Here is a 19,152-nt window from a genome sequence, read left to right as displayed (position 1 = left end):
TGATCGCGGTCGGCCACTGCAGGTCGACTATCCTGGGAGTGTCCTTTTCCGCCCAGGTGTAGGAGATGCGAGCCAGGTGGCCGACGCGCAGAATCCCAACGAAGTCCCGGAATCCGGGAACGAGTTCCCGACCGAGGCCCAACTCGAGGCTGTCGTCGCCGATGCGACCGCAGCATTCGCGGCAGCCGCCGATCTGGACCAACTCGCACAGGCGAAGATCGCTCATGCGGGTGACAAGTCACCGATCGCGCTCGCCAGGCGTGCCCTCGGATCGCTTCCGAAGGAACAGCGGTCGGGTGCCGGCAAGCTGGTGAACGACATGCGGGGTCGCGTCAGCGCCGCGCTCGAGGACCGGACCGCAGTCCTCACCGCCGAACGGGACGCTGCCGTACTGGTCGCGGAGACGATCGACGTCACGGTGCCGGCGAACCGTCGCCCGCAGGGGGCTCGCCACCCGATCACGGTGATCTCCGAGCAGGTCGCCGACGTATTCGTCGGGATGGGCTGGGAGATCGCCGAGGGGCCCGAGGTCGAGACCGAGCACCACAACTTCGATGCTCTCAACTTCCTTCCCGACCATCCGGCCCGCTCGATGCAGGACACCTTCTACATCGCGCCGGAGGGTTCCCGACAGGTCCTGCGCACCCACACGTCGCCGGTGCAGGTGCGGACGATGCTCGATCGCGACGTGCCCATCTACGTCGCATGCCCGGGACGCACGTTCCGGACCGACGAACTCGATGCCACTCACACCCCGGTGTTCCACCAGATCGAGGGACTGGCGGTCGACAAGGGGCTGACACTGGCCAATCTGCGCGGGACCCTCGAAGTGTTCGCGAAAGCGCTGTTCGGGCCGGAGACCACGACCCGCATGCGGGCGAGCTACTTCCCGTTCACGGAGCCGTCGGCGGAGGTCGACGTCTGGTTCCCGGCAAAGAAGGGCGGGGCCGGCTGGGTCGAGTGGGGTGGCTGCGGCATGGTCAATCCGAATGTCCTGCGTGCCAGTGGAATCGATCCCGACGAGTACTCCGGCTTCGCCTTCGGCATGGGACTCGAACGCACCCTGCAGTTCCGCAACGACCTTCCCGACATGCGCGACATGGTGGAGGGCGACGTCCGATTCACCGTCCCGTTCGGCCCGGCGTTCTGACACGCCGCCACTAGCTCCTCGAACCAGTTCGACACGAAAGAAGTTGGTTACCCCGTGCGACTCCCACAGTCCTGGCTGACCGAAGTCCTCCGATCCGGTGCTCCCGGCTGGACGGCGACGACCGAAGACATCGATGCGGGCTTCGTCCGGGTCGGCTTCGAGATCGAGGATGTCGAGCCGTTCCCGGAGATCACGGGTCCGCTCGTGGTGGGGCGGGTCGCCGCGATCGAAGAGCTCACGGAGTTCAAGAAGCCGATCCGCTTCTGCCAGGTCGAGGTCGGGGAAGACGCCCCGCGCGATATCGTCTGCGGCGCACGCAATTTCGGGGTCGGCGATCTGGTGGTGGTCGCGTTGCCGGGCACCGTCCTTCCTGGACCCTTCGAGATCGCGACGCGTAAGACGTACGGGAAGACCTCGGACGGCATGATCTGCTCGGTTACCGAACTCGGTGTCGGCGACGACCATTCGGGCATTCTGGTCCTCGCTCCGGGGACGGCCGAGCCGGGTGCCGACGCACGCGAGGTGCTCGGACTGGACGACACCGCGATCGACGTCAACGTGACGCCGGACCGCGGGTACGCCTTCTCGATGCGCGGTCTGGGCCGCGAGCTGGCGAGCGCGTTCGAGGTTCCGTACGTCGATGCGGGTCTGCCTGCCGACGCGCTCGAGGCGTCCGTCGACGGCGATCCGTGGCCGGTGTCCATCGACGCCGACAGCTCGGCGGTCCGTTACACAGCGCGCGTCATCACCGGCGTCGACGCGACAGCCGGGTCTCCGTGGTGGATCGCCAAGCGGCTGCTGGTCGCCGGTATCCGGCCGATCTCGGCGATCGTCGACGCGACGAACTACGTGATGATCGAACTCGGTCAGCCGTTGCACGCCTTCGATGCCGACAAGGTGCGGGGAACCGTCACCGTCCGGTCGGCTCGTGCCGGAGAGACGCTGGAGACTCTCGATGGTGTCGTCCGGACTCTCGATCCCGAGGACGTGGTCATCGCCGACGACTCCGGGCCGATCGCCCTCGCGGGTGTGATGGGCGGTGCGGCGACCGAGGTCGGCGACGACACCACTGAGATTCTGCTGGAGTCCGCCAACTTCGACCAGGTGCGGGTCTTCCGCACGGGTAAGCGACACAAGCTGAGTTCGGAGGCGCAGAAGCGCTTCGAGCGCCTCGTCGATCCGGAACTGACCGCAGTCGCCTCGGACCGGGCCGCGGCACTGATCGTGGAGCTGGCGGGCGGCCGCGTCGCGGGGGCTCTCACCGACGAGCGCGCCGAGACCGCACCGGTACTGGTCATCGACATCGCACCCGAGCAACCGGATGTGACCGCCGGCGTCGAGTATCCGGCAGGCACCACCGCTGCACGGTTGCGGGAGGTGGGATGCGACGTCGAGGAGTCGAACGGACAGCTGCGCGTCACGCCGCCGTCGTGGCGTCCCGATCTCCGGCAGCGTGCCGACCTCGTCGAGGAAGTGCTGCGTCTGGAGGGACTCGAAGACATCCCCGCCGTGATTCCGCGGGCCATCGGAGGAACCGGACTCACGCCGGTTCAGCGTCGTCGGCGCGCCATCGGTGTGACTCTGGCCGCCGACGGATTCGTGGAGGTGCTTCCGTACCCGTTCATGCCCGCAGGCGTGTTCGACGCGTGGGGGCTGCCCGACGACGACGTGCGGCGCAGGACGGTGTCGGTGCTCAACCCGCTGGAGTCGGACCGGCCACAGCTCAACACCACACTGCTTCCCGGGCTCCTGGAGATGACCGCGCGCAACATCGCGCGCGGACGGCGCGACCTCGCGCTGTACACCGTCGGTCAGGTGGTCCTCGGTGGGGAGCCGGGCCCGGTGGTCCCGGCGCTCGACGTGGAGCGGCGCCCGAGTGATACCGATCTCGAGGCGCTGGACGCGTCGTTGCCGGACCAGCCTCTGTACGTTGCCGCGGTTCTGACCGGTCTGCGTGACCCGGCGGGACCGTGGGGCCCGGGGCGGGCGGCCGATGCACACGATGCGTTCGAGGCCGCTCGTGAGGTCGGATCCGCGGCCGGTGTCGATCTCGATCTCGTCGCCGACGACCTGCTGCCGTGGCATCCCGGTCGATGCGCACGCATCGAGGTCGACGGAGTCGTCGTCGGACACGCAGGCGAACTGCATCCGGCGGTTCTGGAACGTGCAGGCCTGCCGAAGCGCCTGTGCGCATTCGAGATCGATGTGACGGCGCTGCCGCTGACCCAGACGCTGCCGTCGCCCCAGGTGTCGCCGTTCCCGGCCGTCCTGCAGGACGTGAATGTGGTGGTGGCGCGCGAGGTTCCGGCCAAGCAGGTGCATGACGCGCTCGCCGCGGGTGCGGGCGAGCTGCTCGAGGCGCTCACACTGTTCGACGTCTTCACCGGAGAACAGGTCGGCGAGGGCAACAAGTCGCTGACATTCGCGCTGACGTTCCGGGCGGCTGACCGGACACTCACCGAGGATGAGGCGTCGGCCGCCAAGATGGCGGCCGTCGACCGGGCGGCGGAAGAGGTCGGGGCCCGCCTCCGGTGATCCGCATCCTCGTCGCGATCGTCATCGCGGCACTCGTCACCCTCTGGTTGCATCGCAGGCTCGTGCGCGCCACCGGTCTGGGCTCTCGCGTGGCGATGGCGGCAGATGCAGTTCTGGTGGTGCTGGCGGCGTGCACGGCAGTCGCGTTCCAGGTGGGTGGACTGCTGGACCCGGCATGGGCGCGGCCGATCGGCTTCATCGGCTACACATGGGCCGGGGTGGTCTTCTACCTCGTCATCGGGACGGGGGCGATCGGTCTGCTGAACCTGGTCGTCCGGTTCGTCCGGCGGGCCCGCTCCGGATCGGGGTCGGGTGGCCTGAGTCGGCCCGTGATGGCGAGTGCGACGGCGATCGTGGTGGTCGCGTCGCTCGGTGTCACCGGATATGGACTGTTCGAGGCGGCGACGCCGCGAATCGTAGAGCGCGATGCGCAGATGCGGAACCTGCCCGAGTCGTTCGACGGCGTGCGCGTCGCTCTGGTGACCGACGTTCACGTGGGTCCGGCCCGTGGCGCGGACTTCACACGGAAAGTCGTCGACCGAGTCAACGGGCAGAGCCCGGATCTGGTCCTCCTCGGCGGTGACCTCACGGACGGGACGGTTGCCGAGGTCGGCCCCGATCTGGAACCGCTCCGCGACCTGCGCGCCCCGCTCGGCGTGTTCGCGGTGACGGGAAACCACGAGTACTACGTAGACAGAGACGGCGGGGCGTGGGCCGATCACTGGTCGACTCTGGGCATCCGGGTCCTACGGAACGAGCGCGTGGAGATTCGGCGAGACGGGGGAGTCATCGACCTCGCCGGCGTCTCCGACCTCACGGCCCCCGAACCGTACGAGCCGGACTACCGTGCGGCTCTGGGGGGCCGCGACCGCTCGCGTCCGGTGATCCTGCTGGCCCATCAGCCGGCGCAGGCGGAGGGTGCCGCGGAGTTCGGGGCCGACCTTCAGCTGTCCGGGCACACGCACGACGGGCAGATGTGGCCGAACACGTACCTGGCGCGGATGCGCAATCCGGTGACGGCCGGTTGGGGCGAGGTCGACGACGTACCTGTCTACGTCACGCGAGGGACCGGTGCCTGGGGGCCACCCGTCCGGGTACTCGCGCCGCCCGAGATCACGATCCTGACACTCCGGCACTGAGGCCCGCATGCATGGATTTGCGCTCTAGTGCATAATGATGACATGACGATCAAGGTAGCGGTCGCGGGTGCGAGCGGATACGCAGGCGGAGAGATTCTCCGCCTGCTGTGCGGTCACCCCCGCCTGGCCTCCGGAGAATTGGAGATCGGCGCGCTGACGGCGGGCGGTAACGCGGGTTCACGCCTCGGAGCGCATCACAAGCACCTGCTGCCGCTGGCCGACCGGATCCTGCAGGAGACGACGCCGGAGACTCTCGCAGGCCACGACGTCGTGTTCCTCGGACTTCCGCACGGACAGTCCGCGGTCATCGCCAACGCCTTGCCGCCCACCACGTTGATCATCGACTGCGGCGCCGACTTCCGTTTGCAGGACGCCGACGCTTGGACGCATTACTACGGTGGCGAACATGCCGGCACCTGGCCGTACGGGATGCCCGAACTGCCAGGTAACCGGGAGGTCCTCGCGGACGCGACGCGGATCGCGGTGCCGGGTTGCTACCCGACGGTGTCCATCCTCTCCATGTTGCCCGCGGTGGCTTCGGGTCTGGTCGACACGCGGGTCAACGTGGTGGCCGTCACCGGCGCATCGGGCGCAGGCCGGTCGCCGAAGGTCAACCTGCTGGCCGCCGAGGTCATGGGCTCCGCGCGTGCATACGGGGTCGGCGGGGTTCATCGGCACACTCCGGAGATATCTCAGGCGTACTCGGCTGCCGCGAACATGCCGGTCGATGTCACTTTTCAGCCGATCCTCGTGCCGATGTCCCGCGGGATCCTCGCCACCTGCACAGCGCGGACCGATGCCTCACTCGCTGAGATGCGAGCGGTGTACGAGGAAGCGCTCGCCGATGAACCGTTCCTGTTCCTGCTGCCCGAGGGAGAGTTCCCGGAGACCGGGGCCGTCGTCGGGTCCAATGCGATCACCGTCGGCATCGCCGTCGACGAGCGGAGCGGCACCTTCACGGCGGTCGGCGCCGTCGACAACCTGACGAAGGGGACCGGCGGTGCGGCCGTTCAATCCATGAACCTGGCGGTCGGCTTCGACGAGACCGACGGTCTCAGCGTGGTGGGAGTCGCGCCATGACCGAGACGCACTCCAATCCGCCGCTGGAACCCGTCGAGTACGACGAGCCGACGACCGGCGGGAAAATGGTTCGCCGACAGGGGATCACCGCGCCGCTCGGCTTCCGGGCAGCCGGGATCGCCGCGGGGATCAAAGCGAGCGGCAAGCCGGATCTGGCACTGGTCTTCAACGAGGGGCCCGAGTACGACGCTGCGGGAGTCTTCACCACCAATCAGGTGAAGGCCGCGCCCGTCCTCTGGTCACAGCAGGTCCTCGCCGACCGGCGACTGCGCGCGGTCATTCTCAACTCGGGCGGGGCCAACGCGTGCACCGGCCCGGCCGGGTTCCAGGACGCGCACGCCACCGCGGAGGCGGTCGCCGAATCGCTGTCGAACTGGGGAACCGAGACCGGCGCCGCACAAGTGGCGGTCTGCTCCACCGGACTGATCGGAGACCGGCTTCCGATGGACCGGTTGCTGCCCGGAGTCACCGAGATCGTGCACGACATGGGCGGCGGCATCGAAGGCGGCACCGACGCCGCGTACGCGATCATGACGACCGACACCATCCCCAAACAGGTCGCCCTGCATCATCCGGACGGCTGGAACGTCGGCGGGATGGCCAAGGGAGCGGGGATGCTCGCACCGTCGCTCGCCACCATGCTCATCGTGGTGACCACCGATGCCAAGGCGACCGCCGACCAACTCGACATCGCACTGCGTCGCGCCACCGCGCGGACGTTCGACCGGCTGGACATCGACGGCGCGATGTCGACCAATGACACGGTCCTTCTGCTGTCCTCGGGGGCGAGTGCCCTCGATGTGGCCCAGGAGTCGCTCGACGACGCGGTCTTCGCCGTGTGCGACGATCTCGCAGCACAGTTGCAGAACGATGCGGAAGGCGTCACCAAACGGGTGTCGATCACCGTCGCCGGCGCGCGCACCGAGGACGATGCACTGGTCGTCGCACGGTCGGTAGCACGTGATTCGCTGGTGAAGACGGCGCTGTTCGGCTCCGATCCGAACTGGGGCCGGGTACTGGCCGCGATCGGCGTCACCCCGGTGCGGATCGATCCCGACCTCATCGCCGTCTCGTTCAACGGTTCCACCGTCTGTGAGAACGGCACCGGTGCGCCGGGAGCCCGGGACGTGGACTTGAGCGGTGACCGGATCGAGGTGGTCGCCGACCTGAACCTGGGCGATGCGCAGGCGACGGTCCGAACGACCGATCTGTCGCACGCCTACGTCGAAGAGAACTCGGCCTACTCGTCATGACCGATCAACAGGAAGCGGCGTTGGCGAAGGCCGCGGTGCTCGCCGAGTCGTTGCCCGCTCTCCAGGCGTTGCACGGCAAGCGGGTCGTCGTGAAGTACGGCGGAAACGCGATGATCGACGACGATCTCAAACGAGCGTTCGCCGCCGACATGGTGCTCCTTCGCGCCTGCGGCATCCACCCGATCGTCGTGCACGGCGGCGGCCCGCAGATCTCCGCGATGCTGAAACGGCTCGGACTGGAAGGCGAGTTCCGCGGCGGCTTCCGGGTCACCACGCCGGAAGTGATGGACGTGGCCCGGATGGTGCTGTTCGGCCAGGTGGGCCGAGAGCTCGTCGGGCTGATCAACCGTCACGGCCCGTACGCGGTGGGCATCACCGGCGAGGACGCGCACCTGTTCACCGCGGCGCGGCGGCAGGTCCTCGTCGACGGTGCTCCCACCGACATCGGACTCGTCGGCGATATCGCAGCGGTCAACACCTCGGCTGTCGACGACCTGATCGGCGCAGGCCGGATTCCGGTGATCTCGACGATCGCGCCCGATACCGCCGGCGTCGTCCACAACGTGAACGCCGACACCGCGGCGGGCGCGATCGCCGGCGCGCTGGCCGCTGAGCACCTGGTGATGCTGACCGATGTGGAGGGCCTGTACACCGACTGGCCCGACCGTTCGTCGCTGGTGTCGACGATCACGCACAGCGAGGTCGCGGAACTGCTTCCGAGTCTCGACTCGGGCATGGTTCCCAAGATGGAGGCTTGTCTGCACGCGGTGGAGGCGGGAACGCGCGAGGCCCATGTCATCGACGGACGGCAGCCGCACACCGTGATCGCAGCACTGCTGACCAGGTCGACGGCGGGCACGACCGTGATCCACGACGACCGGAAGGGCGGACGAGCATGACCGCACCACTGCAGGACCGCTGGTCCGCGTCCCTGATGAACAACTACGGCACCCCGCCGATCGCGCTGGTCCGCGGCGAGGGAGCCGTTGTTCACGACGCGGACGGCAAGGAGTACCTCGACCTTCTCGGCGGGATCGCGGTGAACGCACTCGGCCACGCGAACCCCGAGATCGTCGAAGCGGTCAGCCGCCAGCTGTCGACCCTCGGACACGTGTCGAATCTCTACATCTCGCCGACCGTCGTCGAACTCGCGGAACGGCTTCTCGCGGCGTTCGGTCACGACGGCCGGGTGCTGTTCGCGAACTCAGGGGCCGAGGCCAACGAGGCGGCGTTCAAGATCGCGCGGCGGACCGGCCGTCCGCAGATCATCGCGGCCGATGGAGGCTTCCACGGACGGACGATGGGGGCGCTGGCGATGACCGGGCAGACCGGGAAGCGCGCACCGTTCGAGCCGATGCCCGCGGGAGTCGACTTCGTCCCGTACGGCGATGTCGAGGCGCTCGCCGCCGCGGTGTCCGAGCAGACGGCTGCGGTCATCCTGGAGCCCGTTCAGGGGGAGAACGGCGTCGTGGTTCCCCCGGCGGACTATCTCGCCGCGGCGCGTTCGATCACCGCAGAACACGGCGCATTACTGATGCTCGACGAGGTGCAGACCGGTGTCGCCCGAACCGGCACGTTCTTCGCGCATCAGCGAGCCGGCGTCGTTCCGGATGTCATGACCCTGGCCAAGGGACTCGGCGGTGGACTGCCGATTGGGGCCTGCATCGCCACCGGCCGGGCAGCCGATCTCTTCGAACCGGGTCAGCACGGCACCACTTTCGGTGGGAATCCGGTCTGCGCGGCCGCCGCGCTCGCGGTCCTGCGCTACATCGACGAGCACGTGCTGATCGATCACGTGGAGCGGCTCGGCAAATCCATCGCGGCCGACATCGAGGCGCTCGGGCATCCGCTCGTCAAAGGTGTTCGGGGAACCGGGCTGCTACTCGGCGTCGTTCTGACACAGCCGATCTCGAAGTCCGTCGACCTCGCCGCCAGGTCGGCGGGTTACCTCGTCAACGCCCCGGCGCCGGACGTCCTCCGCCTCGCCCCGCCGCTCATCCTCACCGACGACCAGGCGGCGGCGTTCATCGCCGACCTGCCGGCGATTCTCGATGCCGCATCCGATGCGAGCGCGAAAGGCTGATATGACCGACACGACCGATACAGCGGCCACGATCCGGCACTTCCTGCGCGATGACGACATCTCGCCTGCCGAGCAAGCCGAGATCCTGGCGCTGGCCGCCCGTATGAAGGCCGACCCGTACGCGCTGCGCCCACTCGAGGGCCCCAAGACCGTCGGGGTGATCTTCGACAAGAACTCGACACGCACGCGCTTCTCGTTCGAGGTCGGCATCTCCCAGCTCGGCGGTCACGCGGTGGTCGTCGACGGTTCGACCACCCAGATGGGTCGCGATGAGTCACTCGCGGACACCGGGCGCGTCCTCTCCCGGTTCGTCGACGCGATCGTGTGGCGCACCTTCGGTCAGGATCGCTTGACCGACCTCGCTGAGTTCGCCACGGTCCCGGTGGTCAACGCCCTCAGCGACACCTTCCATCCGTGCCAGATCCTCGCCGATCTGCAGACGATCGTCGAGCACAAGGGTCGGACGTCGGGGCTGACGCTCACGTACCTGGGCGACGCGGCGAACAACATGGCGAACTCCTTGATGATCGGCTGCGCGATCGCGGGGATGCACGTGCGGGTCAGCGGTCCGGCCGGCTTCGCACCCGATCAGACGATGGTGGACGCCGCACAGATTCACGCTGCGCAGACCGGCGGCAGCGTCCAGGTGATCGGCGACCCGCAGGCGGCTGCTGCCGGTGCCGACGTCCTGGTCACCGACACCTGGGTATCCATGGGGCAGGAGAGCGACGGCCTCGATCGGGTCGGCCCCTTCCGTCCGTATCAGATCAACGCCGAGCTGCTGGCGCGTGCAGCCGACGACGCGATCGTCATGCACTGCCTGCCGGCGCATCGAGGAGAGGAGATCACCGATGAGGTGATCGACGGACCTGCGAGCGTGGTGTTCGATGAGGCGGAGAACAGGCTGCATGCGCAGAAGGCACTGCTCGCGTGGTTGCTGGGGCACCGATGACGGCGATGTCCTCGCCGCAGCACGGTGCCGAGTCGTCACGACTCGCGGCGACCCGAGCGGGCCGCCACGCGCGCATCGTGGAACTCCTGGCTGCCGAACCCGTGCACAGCCAGGCAGATCTGCAGCAGCGCCTCGCCGATACGGGAGTCGAGGCCACCCAGGCCACGCTGTCACGCGACCTCGACGAGCTCGGGGCGGTTAAGCTCCGGGCTGCCGACGGGGGAGCGGGGGTCTACGTGGTGCCCGAGGACGGCAGCCCCGTGCGGGGCGTGTCCGGCGGCACCGACCGGGTGTCGCGGATGCTCGCGGAACTGCTCGTATCGACCGACGCGTCCGGTGACATGGCAGTGCTGCGCACTCCGCCCGGCGCCGCGCAGTACCTGGCCAGTGCGCTCGATCGGGCACGGCTGCCCGGCATGGTGGGGACCATCGCGGGCGACGACACGGTCTTCGTCCTGGCGCGGCGTCCGCTCACCGGTTCCGACCTCGCGCAGCAGATCGAGGACCTGGTCTGACCACCGCGTGACGGCGTCCGAGTACCGGTGAGCGCGGGGGCCGGTTACAGCGCACTATGATTCCCGCACCACTCGAATCCAGAACCACTTCCGTCAAGGAGAGCGAACACCGATGGCCGACCCCGTAGCCGACGAACCTGCCAACGAGGCCGCCCGCAAGGAGGGCACCAACGAAGGCTCGCTGTGGGGCGGCCGATTCGCGGACGGTCCGGCCGCGGCGATGGCAGCGCTCAGCAAGTCGACGCACTTCGACTGGGCGCTCGCGCCGTACGACGTCGCCGCGTCGAAGGCGCACGCGCGCATCCTGAACCGTGCCGGTCTGCTGACCGACACCGATCTCACCGCTATGCACGCCGGGCTCGACCGGTTGGCCGCCGACCTCGCCGACGGCACGTTCGTCGCCGCGGAGTCGGACGAGGACGTCCACGGTGCACTCGAACGGGGCCTCATCGAACGGGTCGGTGCCGAACTCGGCGGCCGTCTGCGCGCGGGCCGCTCGCGTAATGATCAGGTCGCCACCCTGTTCCGGATGTGGTTGCGCGACGGCATGCGGCGCGTCGGCGAGGGCCTGCTCGACCTCGCCGAGGCGCTGGTTGCGCAGGCTGCGGCCAACCCGGGCGTCGTGATGCCCGGAAAGACTCATCTGCAGGCTGCGCAGCCGGTCCTTCTCGGGCACACCCTGCTCGCCCACGCGCAGCCGCTGCTGCGCGATGTGGCTCGGCTGGTGGACGCCGACCGGCGCGTCGCGATCTCGCCGTACGGATCCGGAGCGCTCGCCGGCTCGTCACTCGGGCTCGATCCGGCTGCCATCGCCGCGGATCTAGGATTCGACGGCGCGGCAGACAACTCGATCGACGCGACCGCATCGCGTGACTTCGCCGCCGAGGCGGCATTCGTGTTCGCGATGATCGGTGTCGATCTGTCTCGCCTCGGCGAAGACGTGATCCTGTGGAGCACTCCGGAATTCGGATATGTGACGCTGGCGGATGCCTGGTCCACCGGCAGCTCGATCATGCCGCAGAAGAAGAATCCCGACGTCGCCGAACTCGCCCGCGGGAAGTCCGGCCGTCTGATCGGCAATCTCACGGGGTTGATGGCCACTCTCAAGGCGCAGCCACTCGCGTACAACCGCGACCTGCAGGAGGACAAGGAACCGGTCTTCGATTCGGTGGCCCAGCTCGAACTGCTGCTTCCGGCGATGACCGGGCTGGTGGGCACGCTGACTTTCCATCCCGAGCGGATGGCAGAACTTGCTCCGGCGGGATTCACGCTCGCCACGGATATCGCCGAATGGCTCGTGCGACAAGGGGTTCCATTCCGTGTCGCGCACGAGGTGGCCGGTGAGTGCGTCCGAGAAGCAGAATCCCGCGGGGTGGGCCTTATCGATCTCGATGACGACGTTCTGGCGGGGATTCATCCGTCACTCACACCCGACGTGGCGGAGGTGCTCACCGTCACGGGGTCGATCGAATCACGAAACGCGCTGGGTGGAACCGCATCGACGCAGGTCGAAAGGCAGATCGAGGTGGCGGGACAGACCATCTCCGATCTACGATCCCAGCTTGCCTGACCGAGCCACCGGTCAGTTCACGGATTCGGCGAAGCGGCCGGTCCGATCATGTGTATAACCGAAATATACGGGTATTGTCAGCCGCGTTGAAAGCAGCATCTGCGGCTGTGGATGCATGACCGGGAGAGAGGGACCACTGTGGTGGGTCTGCCCAGGGTAGGGGCCGCTGTCGGCCGTGTGGTGGCGACAGCGCAGAACGGTTTGGAAGTAATCCGGATGGGTGGCTTCGACACCGGAACCAAACCTGCGCCCTACAAGGTCGTCGAAACCGAGAAGATGTACCGCTTGCGGCGCTACTTCCCGAACGATGCCGGCACCGACGCCCCGCACGTCATTCTGATCCCGCCGATGATGGTCTCGGCGAACGTCTACGACGTGACCGAGGACAACGGCGCGGTGTCGGTCCTGCACCGCCACGGCATCGTCCCGTGGGTCATCGACTTCGGGTCTCCCGACAACGAAGAGGGTGGCATGGAGCGCACCCTCACCGACCATGTGGTGGCGATCAGCCGCGTCGTCGACCTCGTGCGGCGCGTCATCGGCCGCGACGTGCACATCGGCGGGTACTCGCAGGGCGGTATGTTCGCTTACCAGACGGTGGCCTACCGCCGTTCCGAGGGCATCGCCAGTCTTGTGACTTTCGGCAGCCCGGTCGATATCACCGCGGCCCTGCCACTCGGGCTGCCCGCCAATCTGGTGGTCCCCGGCGTCGAGTTCCTCGGCGACCGCGTCTTCAACCATCTCTGGGTACCGAGTTGGCTGGCACGTACCGGTTTCCAGCTCGCCGACCCGGTGAAGACCGCGCGCAGCCGCATCGACTTCCTGCGCAAACTCCACGATCGCGACGCGCTGCTACCACGCGAGGATCAGCGCCGCTTCATCGAGCAGGAGGGGTGGGTGGCCTGGTCGGGGCCTGCGGTCGCCGAGTTGCTCCGTCAGTTCGTCGTCCATAACCGCATGATGTCCGGCGGGTTCGTGATCGACGGTGACGTCGTGTCGATGACCGACATCACCTGCCCGGTCGTCGCGTTCGTCGGCGAGACCGACGACATCGGTCAGCCCGTTGCCGTCCGCGGCATCCTGCGCGCCGCACCCGACGCCGACGTGTACGAGGTACCCGTGCCGGCGGGACATTTCGGCCTGGTCGTCGGATCGACCGCGGGGAGACTGTCGTGGCCGTCGACCGCGCAGTGGATTCTGTGGCGTGAGGGCGCAGGCCCCAAGCCGGAGGCCGTCGTTCCGATGGAGGCCACCGAGTCCAGCGGTACCGGGATCAGCTGGACGAGCCGACTCACCTACGGCGTCGGTCAGGTAGCCGGTGTGGGCGGTGCTGTGTCGCGAGAGTTGATCGATGCGGTGTCGTCGATCCAGCGCACCACGAGTGCGGTGGCCAGCGAGTCCGTGCGCACGGTGCCGCGATTGTTCAGGCTGGGTCAGATTCAGCCGTCCACGCGGATCTCCCTGGCGAAACTGATGAGCGAGAACGAGCGTCGGACCCCCACGAACGAACTGTTCCTGTTCGAGAACCGAGTGCTCACCCATGAACAGGTCAACACGCGTATCGATAATGTGGTCGCCGGCCTCATCTCGTGCGGCGTCCGACCCGGTGAGCACGTCGGAGTGCTGATGGACACGCGTCCGTCGGCGCTCGTCGTCGTCGCGGCGCTGTCCCGGCTCGGTGCGGTCGCGGTGATCCTCTCCCAGGGCAAGGACCTGCAGGAGATGCTGAGCCTCGCGGAGACCAGCGTCATCATCACCGATCCGACTCACCTGGAGGTCGCGGCGACCGTGAGCGACCGGGTGCTCGTTCTGGGCGGCGGCAGCGGCGACTCCCGGGTCATCGAACGTGCCGACGGCGAGACCGTGGTCGACATGGAGCAGATCGATCCGGAAAGCGTTCGGATCCCGGTCTGGTACCGGCGCGACCCCGGGCTGGCGGGCGATCTCGCGTTCATCCTGTTCACCAAGACCCAGGGCCGCATCTCGCGCTGGTCCATCACCAACCACCGGTTCGCGATGTCCGCATTCGGCGCCGCCGCCGCTGCCGGTCTGACCAATCACGACACGGTGTACTGCCTGCCACCGCTGCATCACGCCTCGGGCCTTCTGACGACGCTCGGCGCCACAGTCGCCGGTCGCTCGCGCATCGCATTGTCGAACGGCGTGGATCCGGAGAAGTTCTCGTCCGAGGTCCGTCATTACGGCGTCACGGTGGTCTCGTACACCTGGAGCATGCTCGCCGCGGTGTTCCGGTCCGAGAGCTTCGACCCCGCGCAGCTCGGCGCGGTCCGCCTGTTCATGGGGTCCGGTCTGCAGGCCGGGTCCTGGCGCGACATCCACAAGCAGCTCCCGGGATCGAAGGTTCTCGAGTTCTTCGCAACCGCCGACGGCTCGGCGATCCTTGCGAACGTCGACGGCAACAAGGTCGGATCGATGGGGCGCGCACTTCCCGAGACGAGCGATGTCCGGATCGCGGCGTACGACTCGACTACCGACCGGCTCCTGGTCGACGAAGACTCCGGATTCATCCGCGAGGCGACGACCGGCGAAGTCGGCATGCTGGTCGCGCACGCCGGACAGCGCTTCGACTCGGCCGGGCTGGTGCTGCGCGACGTGTTCCGCCGACATGACCGCTGGGAGGTCACCGGGAGTCTGTTCCGCGCGGACGCCGACGGCGACCTGTGGTTCATGGGTTCGGCCCAGTCGGTCATCCGCACCGCGCGGGGGAACGTGTACCCGGTCCCGATTCAGCAGGGCCTCTCGCGTTTGAACGATATCGATCAGGTCGTCGTGTACGCAGTCGGAGAGCCGGGACAGCAGGTGAGCGTGGCGGCGTTCACTCTCCGGCCGGGCACCACGTCGATCACGCCGACCGTGCTTCGCGTCGGACTGGGAGAACTCGAGTCGAGCGAGCGCCCGGACCTGGTCCACCTGGTGGACGAGATCCCGATGTCGGAGTCGTTCCGGCCGATGAGCAGCGCTTTCGCCGCGAAAGGTCTGCCCAAGCCCGGACCGAAGGTCTGGTACCACGACGAAGGCGCCCGCTATCGGCGTTACACGGCTTCGGCGGCGAAGAAGATCGACTGGACGCGACCGCACCCGTCGTCGGTCGGTGCAGGCACCGATTCGCCGGCAACCGATTCGCCGGACATCGGCGGATCCGCACCGGAATCGAAAGCGCCCGACTCGGTCGGCACGACCGCCGAGTAACCTGTGCAACCATGACCACACGCGCTGAAAGTCTCGATCCGGTCGTGCGTGACCGGCTCGTCTGCCCGCAAGATCTCGGTGAACTCCTCAACGCAGGGGATGAGTTGTACAACCCCCGGCTGCGCGTCGCGTACGCGATCGACGAGTTGGGCATTCCGAACATGCTGATCGACGATGCGCGCACGGTGACCGACGACGAGCATCGCGCCATCACCGGCGCAGCCGAGCAGTGAGGCCTGCAGTGGAGATGAACATCCTCGACGATCTGGCTTGGCGTGGGCTGATCGGGCAGACCACCGATGAAGCTGCACTTCGGGACGCTCTGGCAAACGGACCGATATCGCTCTACGCAGGCTTCGACCCGACGGCATCGAGCCTGCACGCCGGTCACCTGGTGCCGCTGCTGACTCTGCGCCGTTTCCAGCTCGCCGGGCACCGACCGATCGTCCTGTCGGGCGGTGCGACCGGACTCATCGGCGATCCGCGTGACGCCGGTGAGCGCACCATGAACACCACTGACACCGTTGCGGGGTGGGCCGACCGGATCGTCGGACAGCTCGAACGTTTCGTCGACATCGACGACTCGCCCACTGGGGCACTCCTGGTGAACAACATGGATTGGACCGGCGAACTGTCGGCGATCGAGTTGTTGCGTGATGTCGGGAAGCACTTCTCGGTGAATGTGATGCTGGCCCGCGAGACAGTGAAGCGCAGGCTCGAGTCCGACGGCATCAGCTACACGGAGTTCAGCTACCTGCTGCTTCAGTCGAACGACTACCTGCAGTTGCATCGGCGCCACGGTGCAGTCCTGCAGATCGGCGGGTCCGATCAGTGGGGCAACATCGTCGGCGGAGTCGACCTGATTCGCAAGGTCGACGGGGGATCGGCCCACGCGATGACCGTGCCGCTGGTGACGTCGTCGGACGGTAAGAAGTTCGGCAAGTCGACGGGGGGCGGAAGCGTCTGGCTCGACCCCGAGCTGACCAGCCCGTACGCCTGGTACCAGTACTTCGTTAACACCGCGGACGCCGACGTGATCGGTTACCTGAAGTGGTTCACGTTCCTGACCCGTGGGGAGATCGAGGAACTCGAGCAGGCAACGCAGGAGAAGCCGCACCTGCGGCTCGCCCAGAAGAAGCTGGCCGCAGAACTGACGACGCTCATCCACGGTCCGGACCACACAGACGCCGCAGAGCTGGCTAGCAAAGCACTGTTCGGCCGCGCCGAACTCGACGGCATCGACGACGGGACGCTGTCGGCCGCATTGTCCGAAACCGGCATCGCCGAGTTCGAGGCCGGCACGCAGCCGACGATCGTCGAGCTGTTCGTCGAGTCCGGCCTGGTCACCGGTAACAAGGCTGCGCGGCGGGCGATCGACGAGGGCGGTGCCTACGTCAACAACGTCAAGGTCACCGATGCCGAATGGACTCCCGGTGCGGACGACCTCCTTCACGGACAGTGGCTGGTGCTGCGCCGGGGAAAGAAGACCTTCGCAGGGGCCCGCTTCAGCTCGTGACAGTCGTACGCGGTCGGCCGAGAATGGGATGAAAGGGCCGTGACCTGCAGATTTGGCAACCGCGCGACAGCTGTGTAACTTAATCGAGGTCAGCGCGACACCGCGCAGACACCAACGGTCCGCCCCGCGGTTGAAAGATCGCACAGCGGTCGGGTACAGTTGGTTTTCGCTTCGGCAATCGGAACTTTCTTTCTGGAAACAGAGAAAATTCACGCCTTGCGTAGCGGACTCCAGTCTAGTAGGCTGGAGGAGTTGGCCCGAAAACGGTCAGCAAATAATTCAGCTCTCTGGAGTTCGGCCCTTGTTTGTGGGGTTGGTGCTGGTGGGTGTGTGTTCTTTGAGAACTCGATAGTGTGTGATGGATTTTCTTGTGCCACATTTATTTTGTTTTGTGGCTGAGGATTTCTGTTTGTGACAAGGATGAATCTTGCTGCTTTTTTGGTGGTGGGGTTTGTTGTTTTTGTGAGTAGATTTTTATCAGTCAGTTTTTTTGGATTGGTCAGGTTTTGCTTTCTGGCTTGTGTTGAAACTGCCGGCTCTTTTGGGGTTGGTGTTGTTTTGATGTTTTTTGTTGGAGAGTTTGATCCTGGCTCAGGACGAACGCTGGCGGCGTGCTTAACACATGCAAGTCGAACGGAAAGGCCCAGCTTGCTGGGTACTCGAGTGGCGAACGGGTGAGTAACACGTGGGTGATCTGCCCTGAACTCTGGGATAAGCCTGGGAAACTGGGTCTAATACCGGATATGACCACATGTCGCATGGTGTGTGGTGGAAAGCTTTTGCGGTTTGGGATGGGCCCGCGGCCTATCAGCTTGTTGGTGGGGTAATGGCCTACCAAGGCGACGACGGGTAGCCGACCTGAGAGGGTGATCGGCCACACTGGGACTGAGACACGGCCCAGACTCCTACGGGAGGCAGCAGTGGGGAATATTGCACAATGGGCGGAAGCCTGATGCAGCGACGCCGCGTGAGGGATGACGGCCTTCGGGTTGTAAACCTCTTTCGCTAGGGACGAAGCGCGAGTGACGGTACCTGGAGAAGAAGCACCGGCCAACTACGTGCCAGCAGCCGCGGTAATACGTAGGGTGCAAGCGTTGTCCGGAATTACTGGGCGTAAAGAGCTCGTAGGCGGTTTGTCGCGTCGTCTGTGAAATTCTGCAGCTTAACTGCAGGCGTGCAGGCGATACGGGCAGACTTGAGTACTACAGGGGAGACTGGAATTCCTGGTGTAGCGGTGAAATGCGCAGATATCAGGAGGAACACCGGTGGCGAAGGCGGGTCTCTGGGTAGTAACTGACGCTGAGGAGCGAAAGCGTGGGGAGCGAACAGGATTAGATACCCTGGTAGTCCACGCCGTAAACGGTGGGTACTAGGTGTGGGGCTCATTTCACGAGTTCCGTGCCGTAGCTAACGCATTAAGTACCCCGCCTGGGGAGTACGGCCGCAAGGCTAAAACTCAAAGGAATTGACGGGGGCCCGCACAAGCGGCGGAGCATGTGGATTAATTCGATGCAACGCGAAGAACCTTACCTGGGTTTGACATACACCAGACGACTGCAGAGATGTGGTTTCCCTTGTGGTTGGTGTACAGGTGGTGCATGGCTGTCGTCAGCTCGTGTCGTGAGATGTTGGGTTAAGTCCCGCAACGAGCGCAACCCTTATCCTGTATTGCCAGCACGTGATGGTGGGGACTTGCAGGAGACTGCCGGGGTCAACTCGGAGGAAGGTGGGGATGACGTCAAGTCATCATGCCCCTTATGTCCAGGGCTTCACACATGCTACAATGGCGCGTACAGAGGGCTGCGAGACCGTGAGGTGGAGCGAATCCCTTAAAGCGCGTCTCAGTTCGGATTGGGGTCTGCAACTCGACCCCATGAAGTCGGAGTCGCTAGTAATCGCAGATCAGCAATGCTGCGGTGAATACGTTCCCGGGCCTTGTACACACCGCCCGTCACGTCATGAAAGTCGGTAACACCCGAAGCCGGTGGCCCAACCCTTGTGGGGGGAGCCGTCGAAGGTGGGATTGGCGATTGGGACGAAGTCGTAACAAGGTAGCCGTACCGGAAGGTGCGGCTGGATCACCTCCTTTCTAAGGAGCAGACAACATACTCATTGCGTGCCCGTTTGTGGTGCGGTGGGTGTTTGTTCA

The 19,152-nt window shown here is 66.2% G+C and carries 13 protein-coding genes and 1 rRNA gene; all 14 read left to right on the top strand.

What is annotated here, in order from left to right; genetic code table 11:
* The first annotated feature begins 76 nt into the window (after positions 1–76).
* The gene (gene pheS, locus FO044_RS08450; protein WP_143965472.1) at positions 77–1,150 is read left to right on the top strand and encodes a phenylalanine--tRNA ligase subunit alpha; all 1,074 of its coding nucleotides are present in this window, start codon (positions 77–79) and stop codon (positions 1,148–1,150) included.
* Between the two features lie 54 nt (positions 1,151–1,204).
* Positions 1,205–3,685: a phenylalanine--tRNA ligase subunit beta gene (gene pheT, locus FO044_RS08445; RefSeq protein ID WP_143965471.1), complete on the top strand. Its 2,481-nt coding sequence runs from the start codon at positions 1,205–1,207 to the stop codon at positions 3,683–3,685.
* On the top strand, positions 3,682–4,824 hold the full coding sequence (locus FO044_RS08440) for a metallophosphoesterase (RefSeq protein ID WP_132991461.1): 1,143 nt from the start codon (positions 3,682–3,684) through the stop codon (positions 4,822–4,824). Before pheT ends, FO044_RS08440 begins: the two co-directional genes overlap by 4 nt.
* A gap of 42 nt (positions 4,825–4,866) precedes the next feature.
* The gene (gene argC / locus FO044_RS08435) at positions 4,867–5,904 is read left to right on the top strand and encodes an N-acetyl-gamma-glutamyl-phosphate reductase (RefSeq protein ID WP_186290516.1); all 1,038 of its coding nucleotides are present in this window, start codon (positions 4,867–4,869) and stop codon (positions 5,902–5,904) included.
* Complete coding sequence (gene argJ, locus FO044_RS08430; RefSeq protein WP_132991459.1) at positions 5,901–7,157, top strand: bifunctional glutamate N-acetyltransferase/amino-acid acetyltransferase ArgJ; 1,257 nt, start codon at positions 5,901–5,903, stop codon at positions 7,155–7,157. The genes argC and argJ overlap by 4 nt, the downstream gene beginning before the upstream one ends.
* Positions 7,154–8,056, top strand: coding sequence for an acetylglutamate kinase (argB, locus tag FO044_RS08425; RefSeq protein ID WP_132991458.1), 903 nt, complete (start codon positions 7,154–7,156; stop codon positions 8,054–8,056). Before argJ ends, argB begins: the two co-directional genes overlap by 4 nt.
* On the top strand, positions 8,053–9,240 hold the full coding sequence (locus FO044_RS08420) for an acetylornithine transaminase (protein ID WP_132991457.1): 1,188 nt from the start codon (positions 8,053–8,055) through the stop codon (positions 9,238–9,240). The genes argB and FO044_RS08420 overlap by 4 nt, the downstream gene beginning before the upstream one ends.
* A 1-nt stretch (position 9,241) precedes the next feature.
* Positions 9,242–10,192 carry an ornithine carbamoyltransferase gene (gene argF / locus FO044_RS08415; protein WP_132991456.1) on the top strand — a complete coding sequence of 317 codons (951 nt, stop codon included), beginning with the start codon at positions 9,242–9,244 and terminating at the stop codon, positions 10,190–10,192.
* Complete coding sequence (locus FO044_RS08410) at positions 10,189–10,707, top strand: arginine repressor (protein WP_132991455.1); 519 nt, start codon at positions 10,189–10,191, stop codon at positions 10,705–10,707. The genes argF and FO044_RS08410 overlap by 4 nt, the downstream gene beginning before the upstream one ends.
* Positions 10,708–10,819: 112 nt before the next feature.
* Positions 10,820–12,277: an argininosuccinate lyase gene (argH, locus tag FO044_RS08405; RefSeq protein ID WP_132991454.1), complete on the top strand. Its 1,458-nt coding sequence runs from the start codon at positions 10,820–10,822 to the stop codon at positions 12,275–12,277.
* Between the two features lie 111 nt (positions 12,278–12,388).
* A complete protein-coding gene (locus tag FO044_RS08400) occupies positions 12,389–15,487 on the top strand; it encodes an AMP-binding protein (protein WP_132991453.1) in 3,099 nt (1,032 codons plus the stop codon).
* A gap of 11 nt (positions 15,488–15,498) precedes the next feature.
* On the top strand, positions 15,499–15,720 hold the full coding sequence (locus tag FO044_RS08395) for a Trm112 family protein (protein ID WP_132991452.1): 222 nt from the start codon (positions 15,499–15,501) through the stop codon (positions 15,718–15,720).
* A gap of 14 nt (positions 15,721–15,734) precedes the next feature.
* On the top strand, positions 15,735–17,003 hold the full coding sequence (gene tyrS / locus FO044_RS08390) for a tyrosine--tRNA ligase (protein ID WP_132993251.1): 1,269 nt from the start codon (positions 15,735–15,737) through the stop codon (positions 17,001–17,003).
* A 568-nt stretch (positions 17,004–17,571) separates the two neighbouring features.
* A 16S ribosomal RNA gene (locus tag FO044_RS08385) occupies positions 17,572–19,092 on the top strand.
* The last annotated feature ends 60 nt before the right edge of the window (positions 19,093–19,152 follow it).

Source organism: Gordonia zhaorongruii, assembly GCF_007559005.1.
GTDB classification, from domain to species: Bacteria; Actinomycetota; Actinomycetes; order Mycobacteriales; family Mycobacteriaceae; genus Gordonia; species Gordonia zhaorongruii.
This window is presented reverse-complemented; position numbering and strand designations above follow the sequence as displayed.